The 25,909-nt window shown below is 53.0% G+C and carries 21 protein-coding genes; 17 read left to right on the top strand and 4 right to left on the bottom strand.

The features are described from left to right. Nucleotides 1-143 precede the first annotated feature (143 nt). The 3 genes from NST43_RS26195 to NST43_RS26185 all read right to left on the bottom strand — a co-directional run bounded on the left by NST43_RS26195 (nt 144) and on the right by NST43_RS26185 (nt 3,837). Nucleotides 144-350, bottom strand: a complete 207-nt coding sequence (locus NST43_RS26195; protein ID WP_339220271.1) for a hypothetical protein — start codon at nt 348-350, stop codon at nt 144-146. A 288-nt stretch (nt 351-638) separates the two neighbouring features. Then, on the bottom strand, nt 639-2,879 hold the full coding sequence (locus NST43_RS26190; RefSeq protein ID WP_339220269.1) for an AraC family transcriptional regulator: 2,241 nt from the start codon (nt 2,877-2,879) through the stop codon (nt 639-641). Between the two features lie 202 nt (nt 2,880-3,081). Next, entirely contained in the window at nt 3,082-3,837 is a 756-nt protein-coding gene (locus NST43_RS26185) for an AraC family transcriptional regulator (protein WP_076085625.1), read from the bottom strand. A gap of 326 nt (nt 3,838-4,163) precedes the next feature. Between NST43_RS26185 and NST43_RS26180 the strand changes: the two genes are divergently transcribed. The 17 genes from NST43_RS26180 to NST43_RS26100 all read left to right on the top strand — a co-directional run bounded on the left by NST43_RS26180 (nt 4,164) and on the right by NST43_RS26100 (nt 24,847). Next, entirely contained in the window at nt 4,164-5,306 is a 1,143-nt protein-coding gene (locus tag NST43_RS26180) for a BMP family ABC transporter substrate-binding protein (protein WP_339220267.1), read from the top strand. Between the two features lie 41 nt (nt 5,307-5,347). Continuing rightward, nucleotides 5,348-6,910, top strand: coding sequence for an ABC transporter ATP-binding protein (locus tag NST43_RS26175; protein WP_209994127.1), 1,563 nt, complete (start codon nt 5,348-5,350; stop codon nt 6,908-6,910). Then, nucleotides 6,903-7,949, top strand: coding sequence for an ABC transporter permease (locus tag NST43_RS26170; protein ID WP_209994126.1), 1,047 nt, complete (start codon nt 6,903-6,905; stop codon nt 7,947-7,949). Before NST43_RS26175 ends, NST43_RS26170 begins: the two co-directional genes overlap by 8 nt. Beyond that, nucleotides 7,946-8,884 (top strand): ABC transporter permease, encoded by a 939-nt coding sequence (locus tag NST43_RS26165; protein WP_036700375.1) that lies wholly within the window; start codon nt 7,946-7,948, stop codon nt 8,882-8,884. The genes NST43_RS26170 and NST43_RS26165 overlap by 4 nt, the downstream gene beginning before the upstream one ends. Before the next feature lie 257 nt (nt 8,885-9,141). Further along, nucleotides 9,142-10,098, top strand: coding sequence for a nucleoside hydrolase (locus NST43_RS26160; RefSeq protein WP_339220265.1), 957 nt, complete (start codon nt 9,142-9,144; stop codon nt 10,096-10,098). A 3-nt stretch (nt 10,099-10,101) separates the two neighbouring features. Beyond that, a complete protein-coding gene (locus NST43_RS26155) occupies nt 10,102-11,493 on the top strand; it encodes an ADP-ribosylglycohydrolase family protein (RefSeq protein ID WP_339220263.1) in 1,392 nt (463 codons plus the stop codon). Nucleotides 11,494-11,905: 412 nt separating this feature from the next. After that, nucleotides 11,906-12,469: an XRE family transcriptional regulator gene (locus NST43_RS26150; protein WP_209994123.1), complete on the top strand. Its 564-nt coding sequence runs from the start codon at nt 11,906-11,908 to the stop codon at nt 12,467-12,469. A 19-nt stretch (nt 12,470-12,488) separates the two neighbouring features. After that, nucleotides 12,489-12,968 (top strand): YbaK/EbsC family protein, encoded by a 480-nt coding sequence (locus tag NST43_RS26145; protein ID WP_339220261.1) that lies wholly within the window; start codon nt 12,489-12,491, stop codon nt 12,966-12,968. 375 nt (nt 12,969-13,343) lie between these two features. Next, entirely contained in the window at nt 13,344-14,891 is a 1,548-nt protein-coding gene (locus tag NST43_RS26140) for a response regulator transcription factor (protein ID WP_339220259.1), read from the top strand. Nucleotides 14,892-15,036: 145 nt separating this feature from the next. Beyond that, complete coding sequence (locus NST43_RS26135) at nt 15,037-16,860, top strand: histidine kinase (RefSeq protein ID WP_339220257.1); 1,824 nt, start codon at nt 15,037-15,039, stop codon at nt 16,858-16,860. A gap of 3 nt (nt 16,861-16,863) precedes the next feature. Continuing rightward, complete coding sequence (locus NST43_RS26130; protein ID WP_339220256.1) at nt 16,864-18,411, top strand: response regulator; 1,548 nt, start codon at nt 16,864-16,866, stop codon at nt 18,409-18,411. 112 nt (nt 18,412-18,523) lie between these two features. Next, the gene (locus NST43_RS26125) at nt 18,524-20,215 is read left to right on the top strand and encodes a sugar ABC transporter substrate-binding protein (RefSeq protein ID WP_339220254.1); all 1,692 of its coding nucleotides are present in this window, start codon (nt 18,524-18,526) and stop codon (nt 20,213-20,215) included. A 90-nt stretch (nt 20,216-20,305) separates the two neighbouring features. Then, nucleotides 20,306-21,280 (top strand): ABC transporter permease subunit, encoded by a 975-nt coding sequence (locus NST43_RS26120; protein WP_036700357.1) that lies wholly within the window; start codon nt 20,306-20,308, stop codon nt 21,278-21,280. Then, a complete protein-coding gene (locus NST43_RS26115; RefSeq protein WP_209994117.1) occupies nt 21,280-22,242 on the top strand; it encodes a carbohydrate ABC transporter permease in 963 nt (320 codons plus the stop codon). The genes NST43_RS26120 and NST43_RS26115 overlap by 1 nt, the downstream gene beginning before the upstream one ends. A gap of 305 nt (nt 22,243-22,547) precedes the next feature. Continuing rightward, nucleotides 22,548-23,309, top strand: a complete 762-nt coding sequence (locus tag NST43_RS26110) for an ATP-binding cassette domain-containing protein (protein ID WP_339225530.1) — start codon at nt 22,548-22,550, stop codon at nt 23,307-23,309. Next, nucleotides 23,302-23,964, top strand: a complete 663-nt coding sequence (locus NST43_RS26105) for a methionine ABC transporter permease (protein ID WP_339220252.1) — start codon at nt 23,302-23,304, stop codon at nt 23,962-23,964. The genes NST43_RS26110 and NST43_RS26105 overlap by 8 nt, the downstream gene beginning before the upstream one ends. A gap of 34 nt (nt 23,965-23,998) precedes the next feature. Next, nucleotides 23,999-24,847, top strand: a complete 849-nt coding sequence (locus tag NST43_RS26100) for a MetQ/NlpA family ABC transporter substrate-binding protein (RefSeq protein ID WP_339220250.1) — start codon at nt 23,999-24,001, stop codon at nt 24,845-24,847. Between the two features lie 123 nt (nt 24,848-24,970). On the opposite strand, the gene NST43_RS26095 is transcribed toward NST43_RS26100, so the two are convergent. Then, the gene (locus NST43_RS26095; RefSeq protein WP_339220249.1) at nt 24,971-25,897 is read right to left on the bottom strand and encodes a metallophosphoesterase; all 927 of its coding nucleotides are present in this window, start codon (nt 25,895-25,897) and stop codon (nt 24,971-24,973) included. Nucleotides 25,898-25,909 lie beyond the last annotated feature (12 nt).

The following is a 25,909-nucleotide window of genomic DNA, read 5'->3' as shown; positions in this document are numbered from 1 at the left end:
CCGCTTCTCCACATTCATTCCGTTTTCTCCGCTGTTTAAGCGCTTGGCGCAACGAGACCACAGCCGCGGAGGCCGCGTCAGCCCTAAGGCCTCCGGGGCAGGAGGGGAGAGCAGAAGCCCGTCTCCATGTATCTGGAGACGGGCTAGTGTTCCACACACAGCAACTGCAAGGCAAAGCGAAAAGCGTGGCTTGGTGTTCCACCAAAGCGGAAACTGCAAGACAAAGCGGAAAGCGTGGCTTGGTGTTCCACCAAAGCGGAAACTGCAAGGCAAAGCGGAAAGCGTGGCTTGGTGTTCCACCAAAGCGCAAAAGCGCCACCACTACTTAAATCCTGCACAAATTGCAACATTCTACGTTATAAATGGGGCCTGGACGGGAATTGTTGCAGGAAAGGCATCATTCCTTCTAAGTTCGGCGGATACTTGGGCGAGTTGCTGCATTTGGTGCAACAATTTAACAAAGTGAGGTATGAATACGGTCTCGAAGTTGCAATATCTGCAACTTCGAGACTGGCCGAGTTTGTTTAAATGATATGAGCATCTCGACCATGTGCGGGTTAGTGAGATCTGAGGCGCTTGGTGCTTCACTAAACCAGGGAAGCCAACGGCAGGCTTGGTGTTCCACCAAAGCACACCCCCTAGTTCATCCGCACACTCTTTAACCGCCGGTAATCGGTAGGCGTTGTACCGAAGCTGCGCTTGAACATCCGGTGCAGGTAGGAGCTGCTGGTGAAGCCGCAGCGCTCGGCGATCGCGGTGACGGGCAGGTCGGTGTTCTCCAGCAGGGCGCACACCTCACGCATCCGCACCTCAAGGATGACATCGACGATGCTGTTCATGGTCTGCTGCTTGTAGAGACGGCTGATATAGATGGGTGACATGTCCAGTTCATCGGCGATTTGGTTCAGGCTCAGATGGGGCTTCATGTAATCCTCATTGATCTTGGCGTTGATCTGGCAGATGAGGTCGTGCTGCTTGGTGTTCTTTTTGCCGGCCAGCTGCTCCTGCAGGGTATGGAAGAGGGCGGCGAAAGCCGCCTCCAGCTCCTCTATCGTCTCGATGGCTTCCAGGCAGGGCAGCTCGGCTATTCCATCGATTTGTAAGCGGTTACGCTTCTGGATCGAATTTACGATCTCTCTGACGGTGACGCTGAGCCTGGACACGGTTAACTGCGCGGTCTGATAAGGGAAGGCCCCGGTCTCGCGGATCATCGAGCTGAACTGCTCGGCGGCATCGTCCACTCTACCGCTCAGCAATGCATCCGCCAGCTTTTTCTCCTTGTCCGCCGGATAATGATAAGTGCTGGACTGAAGCGTGCAGATGTCCCGGGCATTAAGGATGCAGCCATGACCATAGAACAGCCGGTGATTCGACGCCTCGCGGACCTGCTGATAGAGCTGATGCAGCTGGCTGGCATTACGGTCAATATGGCTGTAGGTCAGCGTAAGGCTGATCTTCAGATAATCGGAGCAGGCCTGCTGAATCTGCCGGAGCAGGGCTTCGATCAGGCCGGTATCCGTATATTCCACGGGATCAATAATGTTCAGCAGCACCAGGATTCCGTCATCGTTCATATCTACAGTCTCCACGCGGTAGGTCTGGCCGCAGATTTCGGAGGCGATGTTCATGATGGCGAACTTGGAGGCCAGCAGATAAGAGGAGCGGGCTTCCCGGAATTCCCGGTAACGGTCAATCCGCAGTAGGATCAGCCGATAATCATCATTGAAGGTGAAATGAATGCCGAGCTGGCGCAGCTTCTCCACCTGCTGCATGGACTGCAGCGGCTTCAGGCCGAGGATCAGGTCCCGCAGTGTATTTTGCCGGATCATGAACATGCTGTCGCGCTTCTCGGTCTCCAGAATATGCATCTCGCTGACAATCCGGTTCATCGGCAGGTAGAGACTTCTGGACATGATCCAGGAGAGGCCGATGCCGGCCACCAGCACAAGACCCGCGATTAGCAGGGTGGTGTTACGGATGTTGTTGGTCTGCTTCGTAATGATCTCATACGGCGTAATTCGTACATACTGCCAGCTTAAATCGTCCGGTGCTGTATAAGAAATCAGCGAGTTCACGCCCCCGAAGGGAGCGATGAAATAGCCGGCCTCCCGGCCCTTGATCCGCTGCTCAATGAATCCCGCTTCCTCGTGGGAAAGCTCCTGCTGCTTCAGGCTATTGCTGGACAGGAAGGCGCCCTGATCATCCAGTATATAGGTGGCGCTGGTTGAATCCACGGGGCTGGCGATCTCCTTGTTGATCCAAGGGGCAGAAATGTTGACAATCACCGCCGAATTAATCGCCCGGTCCCAACCAATGGCATCCAGGCACAGGAAGGTGTAGGCACGGACCTGATCATTCTCCTGTGCGCCGTTGGAATAGACCCTGGGGATCGGGGTGAACGCCTTATAGTTCTGATAGTGGCTCAGAATATCCAGAATGGAGGTATCGACCAGCTCCTTTTCGGTATACACACCGTTCTGGCCATGGGAGGAGGCAACATACAGCTGCCCGCCCTTGGGATTATATACATAGATGGATTCGATATAAGGCATGGAGCTCAGATAGTTGCCCAGCTCGGACATAGCGGCGGTGACATCGTAGATGTCCGGCTTATCGTAGAACACGATTTTGGAGATGGTGCTATTACGGTAGATTTGAAAAGAAAGCGATTGCGCAGCATCGGTCATGTTCATGACCTCCCGGCTGGTCTGTGTGAGGTTGCCGAGGTCGGACTGGAAGGTCTGTTTCTTTTCTACGCCGATATAGTAGTTGTAATAAATGATGGTGGAGACCAGAAAGGTTAAGGAGACGCAAAGCGTAATGCTCACTAGCAGTCTGCTGTACAGTGCCCGTTGATTGCCGATCTTGTTCAGTCTCATCCAAAGTAGCCCCCCTGACTCACTGTGTATTCTTGCGGGTACCGTCCTTGTCTTAAATGTTCATAGTACGATTATAAGCTCCAGCCTATGAACAGGACAGAGGAACAAGCTTACAACAGTGAACAGGCCGGACCCCAGCACAGTGAACAAATGCAAGATTCGTGTACAAAAGCTACTTGTGACAGGGGAGGGGGACTATTCCCTATATGACTCTGCTCTGAATGCGGAAGGTGCGCGGGGAAAGGCCGATCTCCCGTTTGAACATATTGCAGAACTGGGCGTCGTTGACGAATCCGGCTGCAGCCGAGACCTCGGAAATATGCATTTGGCTGTGCAGGAGGAGCGATTTGGCATAATCCAGGCGTTTTAGTAAAAGATAACGGTGGGGGGAGTGCATAAACCGCTCCTTGAACAGATGCCGGAAGCGGTCGTAGCTGTAGCCGGACATCTCTGCCAGCGAGGCCACCGAGAGCTTGTGGCGGTAATGCTCGTTCATATAATTAAGCACATACTGCATCTGATCCTCGGCCGGGGAATGGAAATCGGAGGCGCTGAGCAGCCGCTGGAGATAGACGGTAATTTCACTCATTTGTAGATTCAGCAGCTCGCTGAACCCGTCGCGCTTGCGCTTGAACTCGGCGCTCATCCGTTGCAGGGTCTGAAGTACTGTGTGCTCTTTATCGTCGTCAAACACACCGGACAGCGAATTGATCACCGGATTGCCGCAGTGAAAGCCGACGAACAGCACCTCCGGGCTGGGCTGATGATTCTCGTCATGCTTGAAGCCTGCCGGAATGAGGGCGAAGGTAGAGGGCCGGAAGTGATAGCTGCGCTGGCCGATGCTGCAGGTGCCCTGACCATGGATATAATAGACAAGCTCGAAGCACTCATGCTGGTGCGGAGGGATATAGGTACCCGCTTCATGCTCTGCATTTACAATATATAGGACACGATCCATGATGAGCCTCCCTAGATAGTCATTTAGCCGAATCGTATAAAAAGTTGACCGAATATATATAAATATTTATGTTTTCATTTGTTATGATCTTATCAATAAAACCGAAGATTCTCAACTGGACTGGCCATCTTGTTCGGATATTTTACGGTTTTTTAGTGAAATGTAACATGAAATGTTTGGTTTTCAGAGTAAATTGCGTATTTTCAGAATTTCAACAGTCGCTTATTCATGCTGCCCGGTTCGAAGGAACTAACAAAACGTGTAATTGGGATTTTATGCTATTCAGCAGGGTGGATCTATTACAAATAGGGGTGTGAACTTAGAAAATGAAAAAGAAAATGCTCACTTTAATGTTGCTGGCAGTTATGGTACTGGTCGCTGCGTGCGGAAACAACAAGTCCGGGAACGGGAATGGTGCGGCAGCAACTCCGGGAACGAATGCGGAAGGCGGAGGCTCGGCTGCGGGGGACAAGCTCAAGGTGGTACTGCTGATTCCGGGGACGCTGGGGGATAAATCGTTTTTTGATGCGGCGAACAATGGTCTGCAGAAGGTGAAAAGCGAGCTTGGCGCAGAAACGAAGGTTGTGGAAATGGGCGCTGACAAGACGAAATGGGAGCCGACTTTTAATGATATCGCTGCTGAGGATTGGGATGTTGTCATCTCCGGCGGCTCGGAAATTACAGAAATGTTCAATGCAACGGCAGAAGCGAATCCTGATAAAAAATTCATCAACTATGACACTGACATCGAGGAAGCGCCTGCCAATATGTACAATATGTCCTACTCGACCAACGAGGTCTCCTTCCTGGCCGGAGCGGCTGCGGCGCTTGCTACCCAGTCTGATATGCCTAACGCCAACAAGGACAATGTGATCGGATTCCTGGGCGGAATGGATATTCCCGGCATCAATGCCTTCCTGGTCGGTTACATTCAGGGAGCGCAATATGTTGATCCGGAAGTGAAGGTAGCTGTCTCTTATGCCGGAGATTTCGTGAACCCTGCGAAGGGCAAGGAATTGTCGCTGATCCAGTATAACTCGGGTGTAGATATTATCTTCAACGTGGCGGGCGGTACGGGCCTTGGTATCTTCGATGCAGCGAAGGAAAAGAACAAATATGCAATCGGCGTCGATTCGGACCAGGCGATGCTGCTGAAGGATACGGATAGTGTGAAAGCCAACCTGATCGTTACTTCTGCGATTAAAAAGATCGATTCGGCCATCCTTGGTGCAGTGAAGAAACTGCAGGATGGCACGCTTGAAATGGGTAAACGCGATGTACTTGGATTCGTGGAAGACGGCGTAGGCATTGCCGAGAACGAAATCTACAAAGCGGCATTCCCGGCGGAATTGCAGACCAAGATTGAAGAAGTGAAGCAGAAGCTGATCAATAAGGAAATTAAGGTGGATAATGCAATGGGTATGGAGACCTCTGAGGTCGAAGCGATCCGTAATGCCGTTAAACCTTAAGGACATGAATAGAATCTTTGGTTGAAAGGCGTTGATAACCCATGGCAAATGCTCTGCTGGAAATGCGGGGAATCACCAAAGTGTATCCGAACGGTGTGGTTGCCAACAAGAACGTTGAGTTCTCCCTGCGTGAAGGCGAGATCCATGCGATTGCGGGTGAGAACGGAGCCGGTAAATCGACTCTGATGAAAATTATGTTTGGAATGGAGAGCCCGAGCGAAGGCGGGCTCTATATCCGGGGAGAACAAGTGAAGCTGCAGTCCCCGCAGGACGCGATTGACCGCGGTATCGGTATGGTGCATCAGCATTTCATGCTGGTGCCTTCTTTTACAGTGGCTGAAAATATGGTGCTGGGTATGGAGCCGAAGAGGGGCGTGGGCTTCAATTATGCAGAGGCTGTACGTCTGACAGAAGCAACTGCACGTAAATATAATCTCTCAGTGAATGCCAAGGCGAAGGTGGAGGACCTAAGCGTCGGCATGAAGCAGAAGGTGGAAATTCTGAAGGCGCTGGTGCGCGGGGCCAAGATTCTCATCCTCGATGAGCCGACAGCGGTGCTGACTCCGCAGGAGACGGAGGAGCTGTTCCATGAGCTGCAGCAGCTTAAGGAGCAGGGGCACACGATTGTGTTCATCTCGCACAAGCTGAAGGAGGTCAAAGCAATCTGTGACCGGATTACTATCATGCGCGGCGGCCGGAGTGAAGGTGTCTTCGATACTAAGGAAGTAACAGAGCAGGAGATCTCGCGGCTGATGGTTGGGCGGGATGTGGTGCTGAAGTATGACAAAAGCGATCTTCCCTACGGCAAGCCGGTGCTTGCGGTGGAAGGGCTGAGCATCTCAGACAGCCAGGGCAAAGCGCTGCTCTCCGAGATTAGCTTCTCGGTCCGTGAAGGCCAGATTGTCGGCATCGCCGGCGTTGAAGGGAACGGACAGACGCAGCTGATCGAGGCGCTGACCGGCGGCCTGCGCGGGGTTGGCGGCAGCGGATCGGTACAGGTGAAGGGGAAGGATATCCGTGAGCTGGATATTCTGGACATCCGCAACCTGGGGGTATCCTATATCCCTGAGGACCGGATGCGCCAGGGCTCTGCCGGAGAAGCCAGCATTGCCGACAATCTGATCTCTACGCGCTACCGTCAGAAGGATATGAATAAAGGGCCTTTCCTGCACGGGTCAAGAATTGCTGCGCTGGCCTCTGCGCTGGTGGAAGAATTCAAGGTGCGCTGCTCTGGCCCGCAGCAGCCGATCGGCATGCTGTCCGGCGGTAACATGCAGAAGGTAGTCGTAGCCAGGGAGTGTTCCACGAATCCGCAGCTGCTGATCGCCGAGCAGCCGACCCGGGGCGTAGATATCGGGGCTGCCCAGTTCATCCACCAGAAGCTGCTGGAGCTGCGCTCGGCGAACTGTGCCACGCTGCTGGTATCAGCGGATCTGAATGAAATTCTGGAGCTGAGCGACAGTCTTCTCGTGATGTATGAGGGCCAGATTGTTGCCTATTTCGATAATCCGTCAGCAGTCGGTGAGGAAGAGCTGGGGCTCTACATGCTGGGAATTAACCGGCAGGACAAAGAGCAGACCGGGAGGGCCGCAAATCATGTTTAAAGTCAAATATTTCGAGGCGATCCGCACAGCGGCGGTCATCGTCATTGCACTTATTATCGCGTTCCTGATCATCTCGCTGGTCAGTGACCACCCGGTGAAGACGATCGGAATCTTCCTCTGGGAGCCGTTGTCCACGAAGGGCCATATCGGAAACGTCATTGAAATGGCGATTCCGCTGATGTTCACCGGCCTTGCGGTTTCCCTGCTGTTCCGGGCCAATATGTTCAACCTGGGAGCGGAGGGGATCTTCTATTTCTCCGGTGTCGTGACTACTGCCTTGGCGATTCATCTCAGCCTGAACAGCTGGTTCCATCCGGTAGTGGCGATTCTTGCGGGCTCGATCGTAGGGGCACTGCTCTCAGCCATCCCCGGTATTCTCAAAGCGAAGTGGAACGCCAATGAGCTGGTCACCTCGCTGATGTTCAATAACATCCTGTTTGGGGTGGGGCTGTACCTGCTGAACTATCATCTGCGGGATGCCAAGGCGTTTGCCAACGTTTCTTTTAAATTCGAGAAAACGGCCCAGCTCAGCAAGCTGTTTGCGGGGACGCGGATTCACACTGGACTTATTATCGTGCTGGTGCTTATAGTGCTGGCCCATCTGTTCCTCTACCGGACCAAATGGGGCTATGAACTGCGGATGACCGGGGTCAACCGGGATTTCGCCCGTTATTCAGGCATGAAGACGGCCAAAGTGATCATTCTGGTCCATCTGATCGCCGGGTTCATTGCCGGTATGGGCGGCTCGGTGGAAGTGCTCGGGATGTACAGCCGGTTTCAGTGGACCTCCTTGCCGGGCTACGGTATGGATGGTGCGCTGGTGGCCATGCTGGCCAAGAATAATCCGCTCTCCGTCATTGTCTCGGCGCTCTTCCTGGCCTATATCCGCATTGGCGCCGATATGATGTCGCGTCTGTCGGATGTGCCCTCCGAGATGATCTCGATCATTCAGGCTGTCATTATTCTGTTGATATCCGCTGAGCAGTTCCTCAAGTTCTGGAAGAACCGCATGCTGCTGAAGGAGGCGAAGGAAGCATGAACAGTCTGCTGAATGTCATTCTGACGACGGATTTTGCCTTCTCTGTACTGCGTGTGACCACACCGATTCTGTTTGCTGCACTGGGGGCGCTGATCTCCAACCGTGCCGGAATCATTAACATCGGGATGGAAGGGATCATGCTGGTCTCGGCGCTGGCAGGGGTTATTGTGAGCGCCTATACGCAGAGCGCCTGGGTGGGACTGCTTGGGGCGGTGCTGTCAGGAACGCTGATTGCGGGCATTCTGGCTTTTTTCACCTTAAAATTCAAGACCCATATTATTCTCGGCGGGGTGGCGATCAATATGTTCGCCTCCGGCGGTACGGTATTTATTCTGTATCTGCTGAGCGGCGACAAAGGATCTTCCACCTCCCTAGCGAGTAAAGTGCTGCCGAGTGTGAATATTCCGCTCCTGCAGGATATTCCGGTGCTGGGACCGATTCTGTCGGGCCACCACATTCTGACGTATTTCTCTATACTGTCAGTGCTCGTAGTCTATTATCTGCTCAACCGTACACCGCTGGGGCTGCGTATCCGCTCGGTGGGCGAGAATCCCCATGCGGCCCAGTCCGTCGGAGTCAGTGTGGTCCGTATCCAGTACAGTGCGCTGCTGCTCAGCGGCTTCTTTGCCAGTCTGGGCGGAGCCTATATGTCAATGGGGTATTTGTCACTGTTCACCCGTGATATGATTGCCGGCCGGGGCTGGATCGCGATTGCTGCAGAGTCCATGGGCCGGAGTACAACCGTAGGTACAGCGCTGACCTCCTTGCTGTTCGGGGCAGCCGATGCGCTCTCCAATGCCTTGCAGGTGCTGAAGATTCCGGCTGAGCTGATTGCTACGCTTCCTTATGTGGCAACGGTTATCGGCCTGATTATCTACGCCATCTCGGAGACACGGAAGAAGAACAAGAAGCTTAAGGCTACTGTTACGAAATAAACCAGGTAGATAAGACGCACGAAAGAAATTAACGAAAAGCAAAAAGAAGCGGAGGGGAAATTTGGAACTGTAGGAGCGTTAGCGATCGCCTTTGTCACCGGATTTCAACCTCGACGAAGAGGGATAAAATCAAAGAAATCTGGTGACAACAGCGGCCGGAAGTCCAAATGTTCACCGCAGTGACGACCAAGCTTGGAGTTCAACTCTTAAGTGCGTCTTATCTAGCCACTCACAACTAATACGAGGGAGTGACAACGATGCCAACACCTATCATCATTGACTGCGATCCGGGGCATGACGACGCGATTGCCATTCTGCTTGCGCTGGCACATCCGGGAGAGCTGGATATCCGGGGGATTACAACCGTTGGCGGCAACCAGATTCTGGATAAAATCACCGACAATGCACTCAGGATTCTCAGCTTTGTAAATGCAGATATTCCGGTAGCCAAGGGCGCTGCGGCACCGCTGCTGGGCAAGCTTGTTACCGGAGAGGAAGCCCACGGGGAGTCGGGCATGGATGGCCCGGCGCTGCCGGCGAGCAAGTTCAAGCCCGTAGAGCAGGGGGCAGTAGAATTCATGCTGGAGATTATCCGCGCCTCGGAAGAGAAGATCACTCTGGTGCCTACCGCCCCGCTGACGAATATCGCCCTGCTGATTACCGCTTACCCGGAAGTGAAGGAGCGGATCGAGAAGATCTCGCTAATGGGCGGCGGACTGGCTTACGGCAACGTGACCCGGACAGCGGAGTTCAATATTTATGTAGACCCGGAGGCGGCGCGGATCGTTTTTGAATCCGGCATTCCGATTGTCATGAGCGGACTGGATGTGACGGATAAGGCAGCGATCTTTGAAGAGGAGATTCAGGAGCTCAAGACGCGCGGCCCCGTGTCCGTCATGGTCGGCGAGCTGCTGGATTTCTATTCGATCTACGGGAAGAAAATGGGCTTTGTCGGCAATGCGCTGCATGACCCTTGCGCCATTGCCTGGCTGCTGCACCCGGAGCTGTTCGAATCCGAGCACCTGTATGTAACAGTAGAGACCGAAGGCAAGCTTACCCGCGGCATGACTGTGGCGGACCGCCGCAAGAAGCCGGACCAGCCTGCGAATACCGAGGTACTGCTTGGTGTAGACCGCGAAGCCTTCATCAAGCTGCTGTTCGATTCGTTGGAACGGTTAGACCGGCAGCTGGGGTCTCCGGCAGGAGAATCCTAGCGGATGGCGGGCTGGGAACGTCTGCAGGAGACGGTAAGATTCGAGCTGCAGCAGCGGATCGAGGAAGGCTGCCAGCCGGGCAGTCTGGCGGAGAAGCTGGATGCGGCCGGGAGCGATGAAGACAAGCTGATGGAGGTATACCGGGAGCTGATGGCACTTCCTGTGGATGCAAGCTTCCCTTACCAGGAGCCGTCCGATCTGGAAGCGATCAGGCAGCTTCGTCCGGAAGGTCCGCGCAAGCTTGCGGTGGACTGGACGCCGGACCAGTGGAGAGACAGGTTCTACGGGGCCTGGCTTGGGCGGAGTGTAGGTTGCGCGCTGGGCAAGCCGCTGGAATATTGGGACTACTTGTACGGGAAGGATGGCCGGACCGGCTGGGAGAATATCGAGCTGTGGTTCCGCGGCGCGGATGCCTGGCCGATTACAGGCTATACTCCTGAGCATTCCACGGCAAGGGAGGAATACGGCCTGGGCTTAAGCGACTGGTCCTTCACCAGCACGCGCGAGAAGATCAGCTATATGGAGAGCGATGATGATATCCGTTATACCGTGCTTGGCCTGATGCTGCTGGAGCAAAAAGGGTTGAACTGGGACTCCTGGGATATCGGCAAGCTGTGGCACGGGCATCTGACCTACAGTCAGGTCTGCACGGCGGAAACGCAGAGCTATATGAACTTCGCTCAGGAGACCTCCCATCTGCACGGGGAGAAGCCGGCGGATTGGCCGCTGCGGCAGGAACGGGTACGGATGCATCTGAATCCGTACCGGGAATGGATCGGTGCAGCAATCCGCGCAGATGCCCTGGCTTATGGAGCGGCCGGACATCCCGAGCTGGCTGCGGAGCTGGGCTGGCGGGATGCGTCGTTCTCGCATGTGAAGAACGGAATCTATGGAGAGATGTTCAATGCAGCCATGATCTCAGCGGCGTTCGCAGGCCTCAGCAATCAGGAGATTGTGCAGATCGGGTTGAGTGAGATTCCGCAGACGAGCAGACTGGCTAAGGATGTGCTGCGGGGCGTAGAAATTGCACAGCAGGCAGGCAGTGAGCGTGAACTGGTCAGCACCCTTTGGAACGAGTTCAGCCATTACGACCCGGTGCATACGAACAACAACGCTGCCATTGTGGCCGCCTCGCTGATCTACGGCGGCGACGACTTCGAGAAAGCGGTGGTCACCTCCGTATCGGCCGGAATGGATACCGACTGCAACGGGGCCACCGTCGGCTCCATTATGGGAGCGAAGCTGGGGGCTGCCAGACTTCCGGTTAGGTGGACCGCACCGCTGAACGACCTGCTGTATGCGGATCTGCCGGGCTTCCACCCGATTGCGATTTCGGAGGTCGCTGAGCGCAGTTATCAGGTGTTCCTGAAGCTGCGGGCGGAGCTTGGGGAATGAATTAGAGTTAAGGTACAGTGAGGTCGCCTCGCACCGGATGTTTTCAGGGGAAAACATCCGGTGCGGTTGGGCGGCTTTTTTGTCGTTTTTTAGTATCAAAGGCTTGCTCTCTTAAAAATAGATTAAGGTTCTTACACTTTTTCAAGATACGAAATCGGGAAGATCCACTGTTTGTGTGTATTTATTTCGTATTGTATAAACGGATGAATGTATATTATAATATACGAATCAAACGAACCATTAACCGTTTCGCTGCAAAACATTAAATCAGGCGCATTCGAAAAATAGCAGAGCTGATGTTGTCCTTGTCCTACGCGCCACCACGCCATTTCTGGACAACGGATTGCTCCATTCTTTTATTGATCGCGCCTAAGGGAAGCGACGAACCGGAGACATAGGAGGGAGTGCCTCATTGGAAGGTGCTATTCACGTCCGTATTGGACAGAATTTGCAGCGAATTCGCAAGCAGCGTGGTCTTAGTCTGGACAAGCTGGCAGCCTTGACAAATGTCAGCAAAGGCATGTTGCACCAGATGGAACGGGGTGATATTCAACCGACGGTCACCATCGTCTGGAAAATTGCAACAGGGCTCAATATTTCGTTCTCGTCCCTGCTGCGTGATGATGATGCGGCCGTTGTTGTCGCCACCCCGGCACATATACCGCACGTAACAGAGGACGGCGGTCGCTGCCGCGTCTATATGTTGTTTCCGTTTGATCCGCAAACGAGGATGGAGCTGTTCACAATGGTGCTGGATGCTGGCACCGATTTTACTTCCACTCCGCACCAGCAAGGAGTATATGAGTTTTTGACCGTAACGGACGGGACGCTGCAAATGAACATACAGGGCGAATCATATACGCTGCAGACTGGACAAGCGATCAGGTTTGCCGGGCATACCGCGCATCAATATATCAACCCATCTGCAACGATAACCACGGTTCAGGTTACGATGTACTACAACGAAGAGGAATGATCCGAAGGAGGAATTTCATATGGAATTATTGCACAACGAAGGCAGCAGACGCGTACAAGCCGCACTGACCGAAGGAGGTTACCCGAACAAGGTAGTCAAGCTGTCCGACAACGCCCATACCGCACAAGCAGCCGCGGACTCGCTTGGCTGCGATGTCGCACAAATTGCCAAGTCGATCGTATTTCGATTGAAAGAAATCGACAGTCCGCTTCTAGTTATTGCGAGCGGAATTAACCGGGTCAATGAAAAGAAAATCGCGGCCGTCCTGGACCGGCGCCTTGGCAAAGCGGACGCAGATTTTGTACGGGAAAAAACCGGTTTTGTCATTGGTGGCGTGTCTCCGATTGGACATATCCAGCCGGTTCAGACGATTGTTGACGAAGATCTGTTTCAATACAAATCATTATGGGCTGCCGCCGGACATCCGAAAACGGTATTCGAGGTAACTGCCGAGCAGCTTGTCGCCATGACAGGCGGACAAGTGATGTCGATTACGTAACTTGCTCTCGCAGAATGCAGCTATCTCGTCCAGTAGGGTATATCAGCAATTGGAGGTTGTTTTGCCAAGATGGAGATACAGTAATAAAAAGATTCGTGGTAGAAACTGAGTAACCGGATTGTATCGCACGAATCGATCCACAGTATCTGCCTGATCAATATTTCAGCGCACGATAAATCAAGTGTCAAAAGAACAGGGAAGACCACCGCCATACGACAATGGCTGCGGTCTTCCCTGTTTGTGCTGAATAAGTAATGCTAGATAAGGGCATGACATCCACTTAAGTTAACATTCACATGATTGAACTTGTATGTTAGCATTACTTGTAATTCAATTACTTACCAAATTTAGAGGATTGAGAGGGGAGCGGGGCTCATGCTGAAAGTCATGATTGTGGACGATGAACCCTGGGTTCTGGAAGGACTCAGGACAATGGTGGACTGGGAGAAATCCGGATTCGAGGTATGCGCTGAAGCGCTTAGCGCCGGGGATGCCCTGCGGCTGATCCGGGAGCACAGGCCGGATCTGCTGCTGACGGATATCAATCTTCCGGTGATGAGCGGCCTGGAGCTGATTGCGGCGGTGAAGGAAGCAGTGGACCCGCCGCCGAGGTTCGTGATCCTGAGCGGGTATGACGATTTTAACTATGCCCGGACTGCACTGCGCTATAAGGTGGACGGCTATCTACTGAAGCCGGTGGATGATGAGGAGATCGAGGAGCTGCTGGGGAAGATCAGTGCTATTATTCAATATGAAACCGCTTCCAGATTAGAAGGTCAGAAGAAGCACAATATTCTGGTGCATAATCTGATCAGCCGCTGTGTCCAGGGGGATTGGAGTGGGGAGCTGGAACACGCCGCCTGCGGTCTGCTGGGGCTTCAGCCGGATACTGAGCTGCAATGCATTCTTGCTGCTGCCATCTCAGGTTCAGGTACGGTGAGCCTGAACGAAGGGGATACCGAAGGCTTCCCGGATCACCTTGGCTATGTGTTCCAGGACCCGGCCGGAAGGGCCGGGCTTCTGGTTCGCTCAGCCGGACTGTCCACTGAAGCGCTGGAGGCAGCAGCCGCTCAGGTGCAAAAGGTGCAGTCAGCGAAGCTGGGGGTACCGGTGGCTGTAATGATCAGCGGCCGGGGGAACGGTCTGCGCTCCGTCCAAGAGCTTTACACCCAGACACTTGAGGTGTGGGGGCTGAAGTACCGGAAGGAGCGGGGCGGGATTTTCTACTACAACGATCTGCGTACGGCCCGCTTGTCTCCCGAATTCACTGACGGGCGCTTTACGCGTTTGTTGGATGAGGTGAAGGAAGGCGTGCCTGAGAGAATCCGGGCCGCTGCTAGGGAAACCTTCGCAGCCATGACCGCCAAGCGGGTGAATATTGACGCTGCACAGGCTGAGGTAGCCCATCTGGAGATGACCTTATGCCGGAGCATTGCCGAGATGCAGGGAGACCCCGACCAGATCATGTGTGCGATGCACAAGGAGTACGGCAACCTTGGCGGACTCACGGACTATTACAAGCTTAGCCTGTATGTGGACCGGCTCTGTTTGGAGACAGCGGCGTACCTTACCGAGCTGCGGGCAGGCAACGAGGGGAATACCATCTATAATGTGATCCAATACGTGGATCTGGAATTCCGCAGCAAGCTGCAGCTCCAGGACCTCGCCCGGCAGTTTCATATGAATTCGGCTTATCTGGGCCAGCTGTTCCGCAAGGAGACGGGGCGCAGCTTCAGCGATTATCTGAATGAGAAGCGGATCGAAGCGGCCAAGAGCCTGCTGAAGCGAACGCAGCTCAAGATATCGGATATCGCGGTGCAGGTGGGCTTTTCCAATACCGATTATTTCATCGACAAGTTCAAGAATAAGGTGGGTTCGTCACCTTCGGTGTACAAGAATGCCCACAACAATAAACAGCTCTAAGTGGAAACGGCTTTGCCGTCCTTTAAAGGACGGTACCGTTTCAGCGAGAAATAATACCCCTACAAAGTGGGGCTTTGGCTTCGAAGGTTACTCAGGTACTTTGCGGGGACCCCGAAATCTTAAGAAAGCCGGGTGTGTGTGAGGGATGGCGACAAAACGGTTTAAATTCGGCACCATCGTCAATGATATTCCGCTAAGCTACAAGTTCTATCTCATCTACATTGTGGGTGTGCTCCTGCCGATCATGGTGCTGAATCTGGTGTTCCTGGAGCGGATTACGGATCTCATCAAATCGAGGGAGCAGCAGAATCTGGAGATTTCTATGGAACGGGCGCGGAAGGATATTCATGATTTTATTGAAGGGGGGGTCTCTGTCGGCTACACGCTGGCTGCGGATAAGAACCTGTACGAGATGCTGGACCGGACCTATACGGACTCTATCGAGTTCTACAGCATGTTCAACGAACAGCTCAGAGACCGGATGAACAGCTATATGCCTGTTAATAATCAGCTGGAACGAATCAGTATATACACGAACAACCAGACGGTTGTATCCGGGGGCAATTACCAGGTAATGAACGATAAAGTATGGTTCAGCGACTGGTACCGGCAGGCGAAGAAGGCCACCACCCAGGTATATGTTGCTGCTTACCGGACGATGGAGAACAAGAATTTGGCCTCGTCCACCCCTACGCTCAGCATTATCGAGACCATGGACAATTACCGTAATCTGAACAACTATGAGAAGGTGCTGCGGATTGATCTGGATCTCAGTGAGATCTATGACATTATCGTCCGGGAACGGGATTACCTGAGCCTCTATCTGATCAATGGCGAAAACAAGATTGTGATGTCAGCGGACAGCGGCTATCAGCACGTTACGGATGATCCCTATCCTCTATTCGATCAGTGGGGCGACAGCCAGGACGACAGCGAGGGGGTGCGGGTAATGGCTGTAGGTACGGCGAATTATCTCAAAGGCTGGCGGATTGTCGGAATTACGCAGGGGGAGCGGATCTCCCAGGCGGTTCTCGATATCCGGCTGTACGCAGCAGGCCTAGCGACAACGCTTACTCTGTTGACCAGCATATTCATATACATCATGCTGCGCTCCTATAATTACCGGGTGAAACGCCTGGCCCGGCACATGCAGAAGGTGACGAACGAGAAGTTCGAGCTGATCGCCATCGATGAGGGCCGGGATGAGATTGGCGGGCTAATCCACAATTTTAACCGGATGACCTCCAGAATCCACTCCCTGATCAACGATGTGTACAAGCTGGAGATCCAGAGCAAGAACCTGGAGATGGAGCGCGTCAGGGCGGAGCTGAATTTCCTGCAGAGCCAGATGAACCCCCACTTTCTGTTCAACACGCTGAATGCGATTCTGGTGGTCTGTACCAAGAACAAATATAACGATGTCACCGATATTGTGAAAAGCCTGTCGAAGCTGCTGCGCAGACTGCTGAGCTGGAAGGAGGATCTGGTGTCCGTGCGCGAGGAGATTGCATTTATCGACATGTATCTGAGGATTGAGAAATTCAGGTTCCGGGACAAATTCGACTATACCTTTGAGATCGATGAGCAGTCCCTGGATTATAAAATACCGAAGCTGAGCATGCAGCCGCTGGTCGAGAATTCCTGCAAGCATGGCCTGCAGACCATTGAGGGGCTGGGCGTCATCAAGGTGGCTGCGGCCGTGCTGGATAACAGGCTGCAGATTACAGTATCCGACAATGGTAAAGGCATAGAGCCGGAGAAGCTGAAGGAGCTGATGTTCGCGGTCCGCAAGGAGGATTACTCCGGGACTCACATCGGGATTCGCAATGTATACCGCAGGCTGGAGCTGAATTACGCGGATCAGGTGCGCTTCGAGATATCCAGTACGCCGGATCAGGGAACCGTAGTGACCTTTGGCATTCCCCTGAAGCTGCTTGAGAAGAATTATTCCCTGGAAAGAGAGGTATAGACGATGAAATACAAAGTGCTATTAATCGACGACGAGCCGAGCGCTCTGGAAGGTATGGAGATGTGGATCGATTGGCAGGAGCTGGGCTTCGAGCTGTGCGGAACCTGCGGCAACGGCCGGGAGGGACTGCAGATGATGAAGCAGCTTCAGCCGGATCTGGTCATTACCGATATCCATATGCCGCTGATGAATGGTCTGGAGATGATCGGGGAGTGGCGGCAGGAGGGGACGGATTCGACTAAGTTCGTCATTCTGAGCGGCTACAGTGAGTTCGAATATGCCCGCACGGCCATCAGCTACGGAATCAATCACTATCTGCTGAAGCCGGTCTTCCCGGAGGAGGCTACCGAGGAGCTGCGGGAAATCCGCTTGGAGCTGGAACAGGAGGCGAACCGCAGAAGAATCCATGAGACAGCTTCCGGGGAAGAGGCGGCAACCCTAATCAAGGGACTGCTTCATGGCAAAAAGGGTGAACCCGAGCTTATGGAATGGCTGGAGACGCTGCCCGGCTTCAAGGAGAGCACTTCCTGGAACATTTGCCTGATCCGGACGGCCCCGGAGCTGTACACAGAGGTGCGGAGCCGGACAGTCTCCCTGCTGGCCGGATATCAGGCAATGGTGACGATTGATCTGGAAGCGGGATTGCTCGGGATCGTGTACGGGATGATGGCAGGCAGCGGGGACGCTGGCCGAATAGCTGAAGCGCTGGATACCCTGCTGCGCGAGTACGGGGGAGGGAATGTCCATATCGCGCTGGGAACCCCGGAGGACTCCTTGTTGTCCATAGAGGGCAGTTATGGCCGGGCCAAAGAGACTCTTTTACATTTCTTTTACGAGCCGGAGCAGGCAGGGGTGCTGGCTTACAGCGGGGTGCAGGACAAGCCCTTCAGTTATCACTATGACCATATCGGGCTGATGGATGCTCTGCTGGACTGCGTGAATCTCCTGGACGCGGATGGCTACCGCGAGGCACTGGAGGCGGCGGCCCGCAGCTTCCGGGAACAGCAGGTGGCGCCGGAGGTGGTGCGCAAATTCGTAATTCACCTCATGTACCGGATATTCGCACTCGCACCCGGGGCAGAAGCCGCAGGCGAGGAGGGCGGAGTGGCATCGGGTGTTGAGGTATCAGAGATTCAGCAGGCGATGACCCCGCTGAGCGGGCTGCTCAGCCGCTTATTGTCCTACGGCGGGAAGGCCATAGATCTTCTGGTGCGTGAGCAGAATTATATGTCGCATGGGATTGTCCGGGAGATCAACCAGTACATCGGGGAGCATTATCAGGAGAGTCTGAGCATTCAGAAGCTGGCCGAGATCTTCTTTCTGCATCCGGTATACCTGGGGCAGCTATTGATTAAGAAGAACGGGATAACCTTCAATGAACAGCTGCATCGCCTGCGGATTCAGGCGGCGGCTGAGCTCCTGCGCGGGAGCAGGCTGAAGCTCTCAGAGATTGCCGAACGTGTCGGTTATGCCAATTACGGACAGTTTCTGAAACGGTTCGAGAAGGAGCTGCACATGGGCCCGAATGAGTACCGCCACGCCAAGTTCTAAAATTTTCGGGGGTATACCTTTAGTTCGGTCGTATTTTAACACACGGTTCACCTCTATAATTCATTTGTGTAAGTGCTTACAAATTAAAGAAAATACACTATGGAGGTGCTTTATGGGGGGCAAGTTGAAAGTTACGTACAAGTATTCCCTGATTGCTCTGTTATCCCTTAGCTTCACACTGTCAGGCTGCGGGGGCAACAATGCTGCTACTACAGGCAGTGCTAAGGAGCCAGCATCCACGGAATCTGCTTCAGCTAACAATGGAGGAAAGATTGAACCGTTCAAAGTTAGCGCATTTATCGGGGTAGCCGGGCAACAGCCGACACCGGATAATAAGATTTACAAGAAGATCAAAGAGGAGACCGGTGCCAGCTTCGATATGGAATTCTTAGCAGGCGACATTAACCAGAAGCTGGGCGTTATGATTGCAGGTCAGGATTATCCGGACCTTATGACCGGAAGCACCAAGCTGACAGCAGCAGGGGCTTATATCCCGCTTGAAGACCTGATCGAAGAGCATGCGCCGAATTTGAAAGCGCATTATGCAGACTACTGGAACATGATGAAGGACCCGAATGACGGACATATTTATATTCTGCCTAACTACGGTGTATATAACGGTAAGGTCAACAGCTCATGGTATTCGGGACCGGCCTTCTGGATTCAAAAAGCAGTGCTTAAGGAATTCAACTATCCGAAGGTTAAGACACTGGATCAATACTTTGACCTGATTGAGCAATATAAAGCAAAGTATCCGAAAATTGATGGAAGCCCGACCATCGGGTTCGAAATTCTGAACTATGACTGGAAAAACTGGGGGTTGTTCAACGCACCTCAGCATCTGATCGGACATCCGAACGATGGCGGGGTAGTCGTGAAGGACGGCGTAGCCGAAGTATTTGCCAATAAGGATTATGCCAAGCAGTACTATCAGAAGCTGAACGAGATGAACGAGAAGGGCATTATCGACAAAGAAACCTTCGTGCAGAACTACGACCAGTACATGGCTAAGCTGTCCAGCGGTACCGTTCTGGGGATGTTCGACCAGCACTGGAACTTCAACGCTGCTGAGGATTCACTGACGACTCAGAATAAAATCGAACGCACTTATGTAGGTCTTCCGCTGGTATACGACGAGTCGACCAAAGATCACTACCGCGATCTTGCGGTGCTCAACCTTAACAACGGCTTCGGCATCAGCATTAATGCCAAAGATCCGGTGAAGATTATCAAGCTGCTCGACACCCTGATGGATGAGAAGTGGCAGAAGCTGTTCTCTTGGGGTGTGGAAGGCGAGGATTATATCGTTGAGAACGGCAGATTCATGAGAACCCAGAAGCAGCGTGATGATGCAGCCGATGCTACGTGGCAGCTTGGCAACAAAGCCAAATCACTGTTTGAATATCTGCCTAAAACAGAAGGAAGCTACAGCGACGGCAACTCCACCGATGCCGCTGCACAGCCGGAAGAATACAAAGCAGGCCTGAAGCCGTTCGATAAGGAAGTTCTGGATGCCTACGGCTTCAACTCTTATGTGGACTTCTTCAGCGATCCGCCGCCAAACCCTGTCTATTATCCTGCATGGTCCATCGATCTGATTGAAGGCTCGGATGCCAAAATTGCCAGTACCAAGCTAAATGAACTGCAGACCAAGTTCCTGCCGAAAGCCATTCTTGCCAAGCCGGCCGAATTCGATTCCGTATGGACCGATTATACGGAACAGATCGAGAAAGCCAATGTGAAGGCTTACGAAGACAAGATCAATGAGCAGATTAAGTGGAGAATCGAGAACTGGAGTAAATAATGTAAGGTCTGGTACCGGGTTTTAGAAGGTGGAAGGCCGGGTGACGGCCTTCCACCTTACATTAATTTGATGGAGTAGGAGACAACGAATATGGATGAGACCTTAGAAATAGATACTGGCGTCCGGCGTCCGAAGAAGAACAAGAAGAAAAAGCAGCCGATTACCTGGCGCGTAATTAAGAATCAGAATCAGCTGATCTGGATGTCCGTGCCTCTAATGCTCTACATTATCCTTTTTGCCTACGTTCCCGTATGGGGCTGGACAATGGCGTTCCAGAACTACAGACCGGCCAAGTCCTTTGGCGAGCAGGAATGGGTGGGACTGAAGCAGTTCAAGTTTTTGTTCACCGATGATAACTTCATTCGGGTCCTGCGCAATACGCTGGCCATGGGGGTTATCAATCTGATCCTCGGCTTCGTTACAGCCATCGTGTTGGCGCTGCTGCTTAACGAGATTAAGAAAGTATTCTGGAAAAGAACCGTGCAGACGATCTCCTATCTGCCCCATTTCCTATCGTGGATTATCGTTACCGGCATTGTGGCCACCTCGCTGTCCATCAATGACGGGATTGTAAATATCGTTCTGATGAAGCTGCATCTGATTAAAGAGCCGATTCTGTGGCTCAGTGAAGGCAAGTATTTCTGGGGAATCGTAGGGGCTTCACATGTGTGGAAGGAAGTGGGCTGGAATACTATTATTTATCTGGCAGCCATCGCTTCCATTGACCCTGCCCTGTATGAGGCTGCGGAGATTGATGGTGCGAACCGTTACAAGAAAATGATGCACGTAACCCTGCCTGGCATCAAGGCGACCATTGTTATTCTGATGATTATGTCCATAGGACATGTGCTGGAAGCAGGCTTTGAAGTGCAGTACCTGCTCGGCAACGGACTGGTAGTAGACTGGGCCGAAACGATAGATATTTTCGTGCTTAAATACGGACTTGCACAAGGGAATTATTCACTCGCAACCGCTGGCGGGATTTTCAAAACGGTGGTCAGCGTGACATTGCTGCTTATGGCTAACGGGATTTCCAAGCGGCTTGGGGAAGAGAGGTTGTTATAATGGCGGATAACCGGCAGATTAGCCCTGGGCATAAAGCAGGCTTTACGGCGAAAAGAAACCTGGGCACCGGCAGACTTGAACCGTTTTTGTTCACTTCCTTCAATACGGTCTTCATGGTCTGTCTGGTGGTTGTGACTTTATATCCATTCATCAATACGATTGCTGTTTCATTTAATGAAGGAAATGATACGATCCGCGGCGGCATTTACTTATGGCCACGACAATGGACCTTTCAGAATTACAAGGCGATTTTTGCCACCGGAACGATCTTTGATGCTTTCCTGATATCTGTGGCACGTACAGTGGTTTCTACATTGCTTAATATTTTTCTGACCACCATGCTGGCGTATACCTTAAGCCGCAGGGAGTATGTATTCCGTAAGTTCATTACGGTAATCTTCGTGCTGACGATGTATTTCAGCGCAGGTCTGATCCCGAACTACTTCCTGATCAAGGACCTGGGCCTGTTGAACAGCTTCTGGGTCTACGTTATTCCATCGATGATCAGCGCGTTCAACATGATCGTCATCCGCACTTACATCGGTACGATACCGGAGAGCCTGATGGAATCGGCAAAAATCGACGGTGCCGGGGATTTCAAAATCTTCATGCGGGTCGTCTTCCCGCTTTGTAAGCCGGTGCTCGCGACGATTGCACTGTTTGTGGCGGTTGGAGCCTGGAACGCCTGGTTCGACGCTTTCATCTACACCTCCTCCAAGCAGCACCTCAGTACACTGCAATATGAGCTGATGAAGCTACTGTCTTCAACGATGAACTCTAACGGGAACCCTACCGTAACCAACGGGGTGGGTATGGATCAGAATTCAGCCCGGGCGATGGTGACGCCGATTTCGATCCGGGCAGCCATCACCGTGGTCGCCTCAGTACCTATATTGCTGGTGTATCCGTTCATGCAGAAGTATTTCGTAGTGGGTCTTAATGTCGGCAGTGTGAAAGAATAAGCGTTCAGAGCGAATAGACTTGTCTATGCAAAATAGCAAAAGGGGTGCAGTCCTATCAGGGGCTGCACCCCTTTTTGTGCTACTATTCTGCTTCCATTGAATAATCCCATAGAGCCCCGAGCATCCTTATAATGCTCTGCTCGTCCATAGACGTAGCAATCATTTTTAAAAAAATGATGACACAGCGGAAGAAATACCTTATTATTTAAAGAGATTTTTATTAAAACAGTTTTTAAATAATTATAGTACAATAAATCCTGAGGTTCAGAGAGTACGTTCAGGCAGTCTGTAAGGGAGGGCTTCATATTCTTTCGCTGAGTCAGGTTAGCAAGAGCTTCACGCTGAAGGACGGCCCTTATACAGCTGTCGATCAGGTATCGCTTGAAGTCCAGGCGGGTGCCATTCACGGTATTATTGGCACCAGCGGCGCAGGTAAATCCACGCTACTGCGGCTGATCAATCTGCTGGAGCGGCCCGATGAAGGAACGGTTATGGTTGACGGGCAGCGGCTTACGGAGCTGCCGGATAAGGAGCTGCGCCGGCAGCGGCAGAGAATCGGTATGATCTTTCAGCATTTCAATCTGATCGGCAATGCCACTGTCAGCCGGAATGTGGCGATCTCTCTGGAACTTGCCGGAGTGCCGCGTGCAGGGCGGATGAAGCGGGTGGAGGAATGTCTGCAATTCGTAGGCCTGGCGGACAAAGCCGGGCAATATCCGGCCCAGCTCAGCGGAGGACAGCGCCAGCGGGTAGCGATTGCCCGGGCACTGGCTAACAGTCCGAAGCTGCTGCTGTGCGATGAGCCGACATCTGCGCTTGATCCGGGCACCACGGCAGATATTCTGGAGGTGCTGCGCCATATCAATGCTTCCCTGGGCGTAACGATTGTGATCGTTACCCATGAACTGGATGTCGTGCGGAGCATCTGTTCCGAGGTATCCGTCATGGAGAGCGGACGGATCGTAGATTCCTTCTCCCGTGGGGAGGGCGGCTTCCTTCCTCCAGGAACGCATTCAGGCTCCTTCCGCGAGCGGATCACCGGCAGAACGGGGGCCTCCCATGTTTGAGAGCATGCTGAAATACCAGGATCAGATGTGGCAGTCTATCGGAGAGACCTTTGTTATGGTCGGCATTTCAATTGGCGCTGCGCTGCTGCTGGGCCTTCCGCTTGGGACGCTGCTTTATTTTTGCCGCAAAGGCCAGTTATATGAGAATAGAGGACTGTCTCTAGTACTGAACAGCATCGTCAATGTCATCCGTTCCTTTCCGTTTCTGCTGCTGGTGGTGGCGCTGATTCCGTTCACCCGGCTGGTGGTGGGTACTGCGATTGGCACCCTGGCAGCCACGGTGCCGCTGTCCATCGTTGCCATTGCGTATTACTCGCGGCTGGTGGAGCAGTCACTGCTGGAGGTTCCGCGGGGAACGATTGAAGCGGCATTGTCGATGGGGGCATCGAAGCCGGGAATGATTTTCAAGTTTCTATATGTAGAGGCCCGTTCTGGGCTGGTGCTGGGACTCACTGCGTCTACGATTAGCTTCATTTCTTTTTCAACCGTAATGGGGGTTGTCGGCGGCGGCGGGGTTGGCGATTTCGCCATCCGCTACGGATATCAGCGCTTCGAGACAGAAGTGATGGTCTACGCCATACTCGTGATGATTGTGCTGGTGCAGCTCATTCAATTCACGGGAAGCACGATAGCCAGACTGCTCGACAAACGCTAGAATACTATACAATAATGGGGGCTTAAGAGATATCATGAAAAGAACAGGAAAAAGAATGACCACCACGTTTGCACTGGTACTGCTTGTATTGACGCTTGCAATTGCGGGCTGCGGCAACAGTAAAGAAGCGGAAAAGACACCGGCGGCAACCAGCACCGGACCTGTGAAGATCAAGGTAGCCTCGCTGATTCCGCCAATGACGGATATCCTCGAACTTGTGAAGCCGATTCTGAAGGAAGAAGGCGTGGACATGGAGGTTGTCGTGCTGTCCGATAACGTGCAGCCAAACGAAGCGCTGGCGAACAAAGAGGTGGATGCGAACTTTTTCCAGCATGTCCCTTACATGGAACAGTTCAATGCTAGCAAAGGTGCAAAGCTAGTGCCCGTTCAGCCTGTATATGATGCCATCTACGGCGGATACTCCAAACGCTTCAAGAACATTGCCGATCTGCCAGAGGGAGCAACGCTCGTCATGGCCAATGATCCGTCCAACATTGGACGCTCCCTGCAAATGTTCGCAGATGCCGGATTAATTACGCTGAAGGATGGAATAGGGATTCAGGCTACGCAAGCCGATATTACCGCCAATCCAAAGAACTATAAGTTCGAGGAAGTCGATCTGCTGATGCTGGCCCGGATGCTGGATGATGCGGATCTGGTAGCAATGACACCAGCCTACGCGAGCCCGCTGGGTCTGACTCCGAAGAAGGATGCGCTGATCACCGAGCGTGAAGATTCCGCCTTCACCATTACCCTCGTTGCCCGTGAGGACAACAAGGATTCCGAAGTGATCCAGAAGCTGGCGAAGGCGATCAGCGGCCCGGAAGTGAAGAAGTTCCTGGAGGATAATTACGCGGATATCGCGCTGCCTGCTTTTAAATAGTAGATAAACGGGTTACATCCTATACCGAAGTAAACAAAAAACGGCCTTCTCTTGGGAGAGAGGCCGTTTTTTGTTGCGCAGGAAGCACATTGCTCCTGCTTGATACATCAATGATTCCCTAATTTACCGTAGAGCGTTAACGGGATAGGCCACCTCATATTGCGCCGCTTCAATCCATGTCCCCGTAGTGAAGTCCCGTCCCCGGACAAGCACCTTGTCGGGATACACTTCTACATAGTAGCCCTGGCTGCCGCTCTTATGTTCATCCCGATCCGTCCAGAGGTAGGCTACAGAAGCGGCATTGAACATCGTGGCTGTCTGTCCGTTGCCGGGATACATAGTATTGCTGACTTCCAGCTCCCAGTGGGTATGCCCGGTGAACAGCAAGGTCTGCGGGTGCCGCGACAGAATAGAGCGCAGTTCCTGATCCTGAGTCACTCCGTACCACTCCTGAGACTCCAGCGAACCGGCTACGGTATCCTTCAGCGGCTGGTGCAGGAAGAGGAAGACGGGCTGATTCGGCAGGTGAGCCTGTTCCGGGTACGGCTGCATTTGCCCGTCAGGCTCGGGTTTGTCCGGTGCGCATTCCCCAAGCTTCCGGTCCAGCCACTGCAGCTGCTCGCCGGATAAATGGCAGAACGTCTGCAGCCCTTCCTCAGTGCCCAGGAAGATGAAATGATACCCAGAGGTCCAGTGATCATGATAAGGACCTGGCATCCCCATGCGGGAAGTATACATCGCAAGACGGGAATCCCAATGGCCGAGGCCGACGTCATGGTTGCCCAGGGTGTAACGAAGCTGCGGCAGTGAGGCCTGATGCTGTTCAAGTATACGCTGGACCTCCTCATACTCCTCCGGGAAGCCATTGTTCGTAATATCTCCAATATGCATGATGCCGCTGCTGCCCTGTGCGTGTAAGGCCAAATCCTGCAATGCCTGCCCGAAGTTCTGGTTGTACTCGTGTTCCGGATCGGCGGTGACATGGGTATCGGTGATAATCTGGAACGTCAGCAGCGGTTCAGTAACGCCCGGTATGGAAGATGTATTCATAGGTAAGCGAAG

The sequence above is a fragment of the Paenibacillus sp. FSL H8-0332 genome, assembly GCF_037963835.1.
GTDB classification, from domain to species: domain Bacteria; phylum Bacillota; class Bacilli; order Paenibacillales; family Paenibacillaceae; genus Paenibacillus_AQ; species Paenibacillus_AQ rhizoplanae.
Note: the sequence above shows the minus strand (reverse complement) of the source record. Positions and strands in the feature narration are given on the sequence as shown.

Bases quoted from the DNA above. Each gene is read 5' to 3' on its own strand.
- NST43_RS26185 (WP_076085625.1), bottom strand. From the start codon at position 3,837: ATGGATCGTGTCCTATATATTGTAAATGCAGAGCATGAAGCGGGTACC.
- NST43_RS26155 (WP_339220263.1), top strand. From the start codon at position 10,102: ATGGCGGGCTGGGAACGTCTGCAGGAGACGGTAAGATTCGAGCTGCAG.
- NST43_RS26190 (WP_339220269.1), bottom strand. From the start codon at position 2,879: ATGAGACTGAACAAGATCGGCAATCAACGGGCACTGTACAGCAGACTG.
- NST43_RS26125 (WP_339220254.1), top strand. From the start codon at position 18,524: ATGGGGGGCAAGTTGAAAGTTACGTACAAGTATTCCCTGATTGCTCTG.
- NST43_RS26160 (WP_339220265.1), top strand. From the start codon at position 9,142: ATGCCAACACCTATCATCATTGACTGCGATCCGGGGCATGACGACGCG.
- NST43_RS26095 (WP_339220249.1), bottom strand. From the start codon at position 25,897: ATGAATACATCTTCCATACCGGGCGTTACTGAACCGCTGCTGACGTTC.
- NST43_RS26100 (WP_339220250.1), top strand. From the start codon at position 23,999: ATGAAAAGAACAGGAAAAAGAATGACCACCACGTTTGCACTGGTACTG.
- NST43_RS26175 (WP_209994127.1), top strand. From the start codon at position 5,348: ATGGCAAATGCTCTGCTGGAAATGCGGGGAATCACCAAAGTGTATCCG.
- NST43_RS26195 (WP_339220271.1), bottom strand. From the start codon at position 350: ATGTTGCAATTTGTGCAGGATTTAAGTAGTGGTGGCGCTTTTGCGCTT.
- NST43_RS26180 (WP_339220267.1), top strand. From the start codon at position 4,164: ATGAAAAAGAAAATGCTCACTTTAATGTTGCTGGCAGTTATGGTACTG.
- NST43_RS26130 (WP_339220256.1), top strand. From the start codon at position 16,864: ATGAAATACAAAGTGCTATTAATCGACGACGAGCCGAGCGCTCTGGAA.
- NST43_RS26120 (WP_036700357.1), top strand. From the start codon at position 20,306: ATGGATGAGACCTTAGAAATAGATACTGGCGTCCGGCGTCCGAAGAAG.
- NST43_RS26170 (WP_209994126.1), top strand. From the start codon at position 6,903: ATGTTTAAAGTCAAATATTTCGAGGCGATCCGCACAGCGGCGGTCATC.
- NST43_RS26165 (WP_036700375.1), top strand. From the start codon at position 7,946: ATGAACAGTCTGCTGAATGTCATTCTGACGACGGATTTTGCCTTCTCT.
- NST43_RS26145 (WP_339220261.1), top strand. From the start codon at position 12,489: ATGGAATTATTGCACAACGAAGGCAGCAGACGCGTACAAGCCGCACTG.
- NST43_RS26140 (WP_339220259.1), top strand. From the start codon at position 13,344: ATGCTGAAAGTCATGATTGTGGACGATGAACCCTGGGTTCTGGAAGGA.
- NST43_RS26135 (WP_339220257.1), top strand. From the start codon at position 15,037: ATGGCGACAAAACGGTTTAAATTCGGCACCATCGTCAATGATATTCCG.
- NST43_RS26115 (WP_209994117.1), top strand. From the start codon at position 21,280: ATGGCGGATAACCGGCAGATTAGCCCTGGGCATAAAGCAGGCTTTACG.
- NST43_RS26105 (WP_339220252.1), top strand. From the start codon at position 23,302: ATGTTTGAGAGCATGCTGAAATACCAGGATCAGATGTGGCAGTCTATC.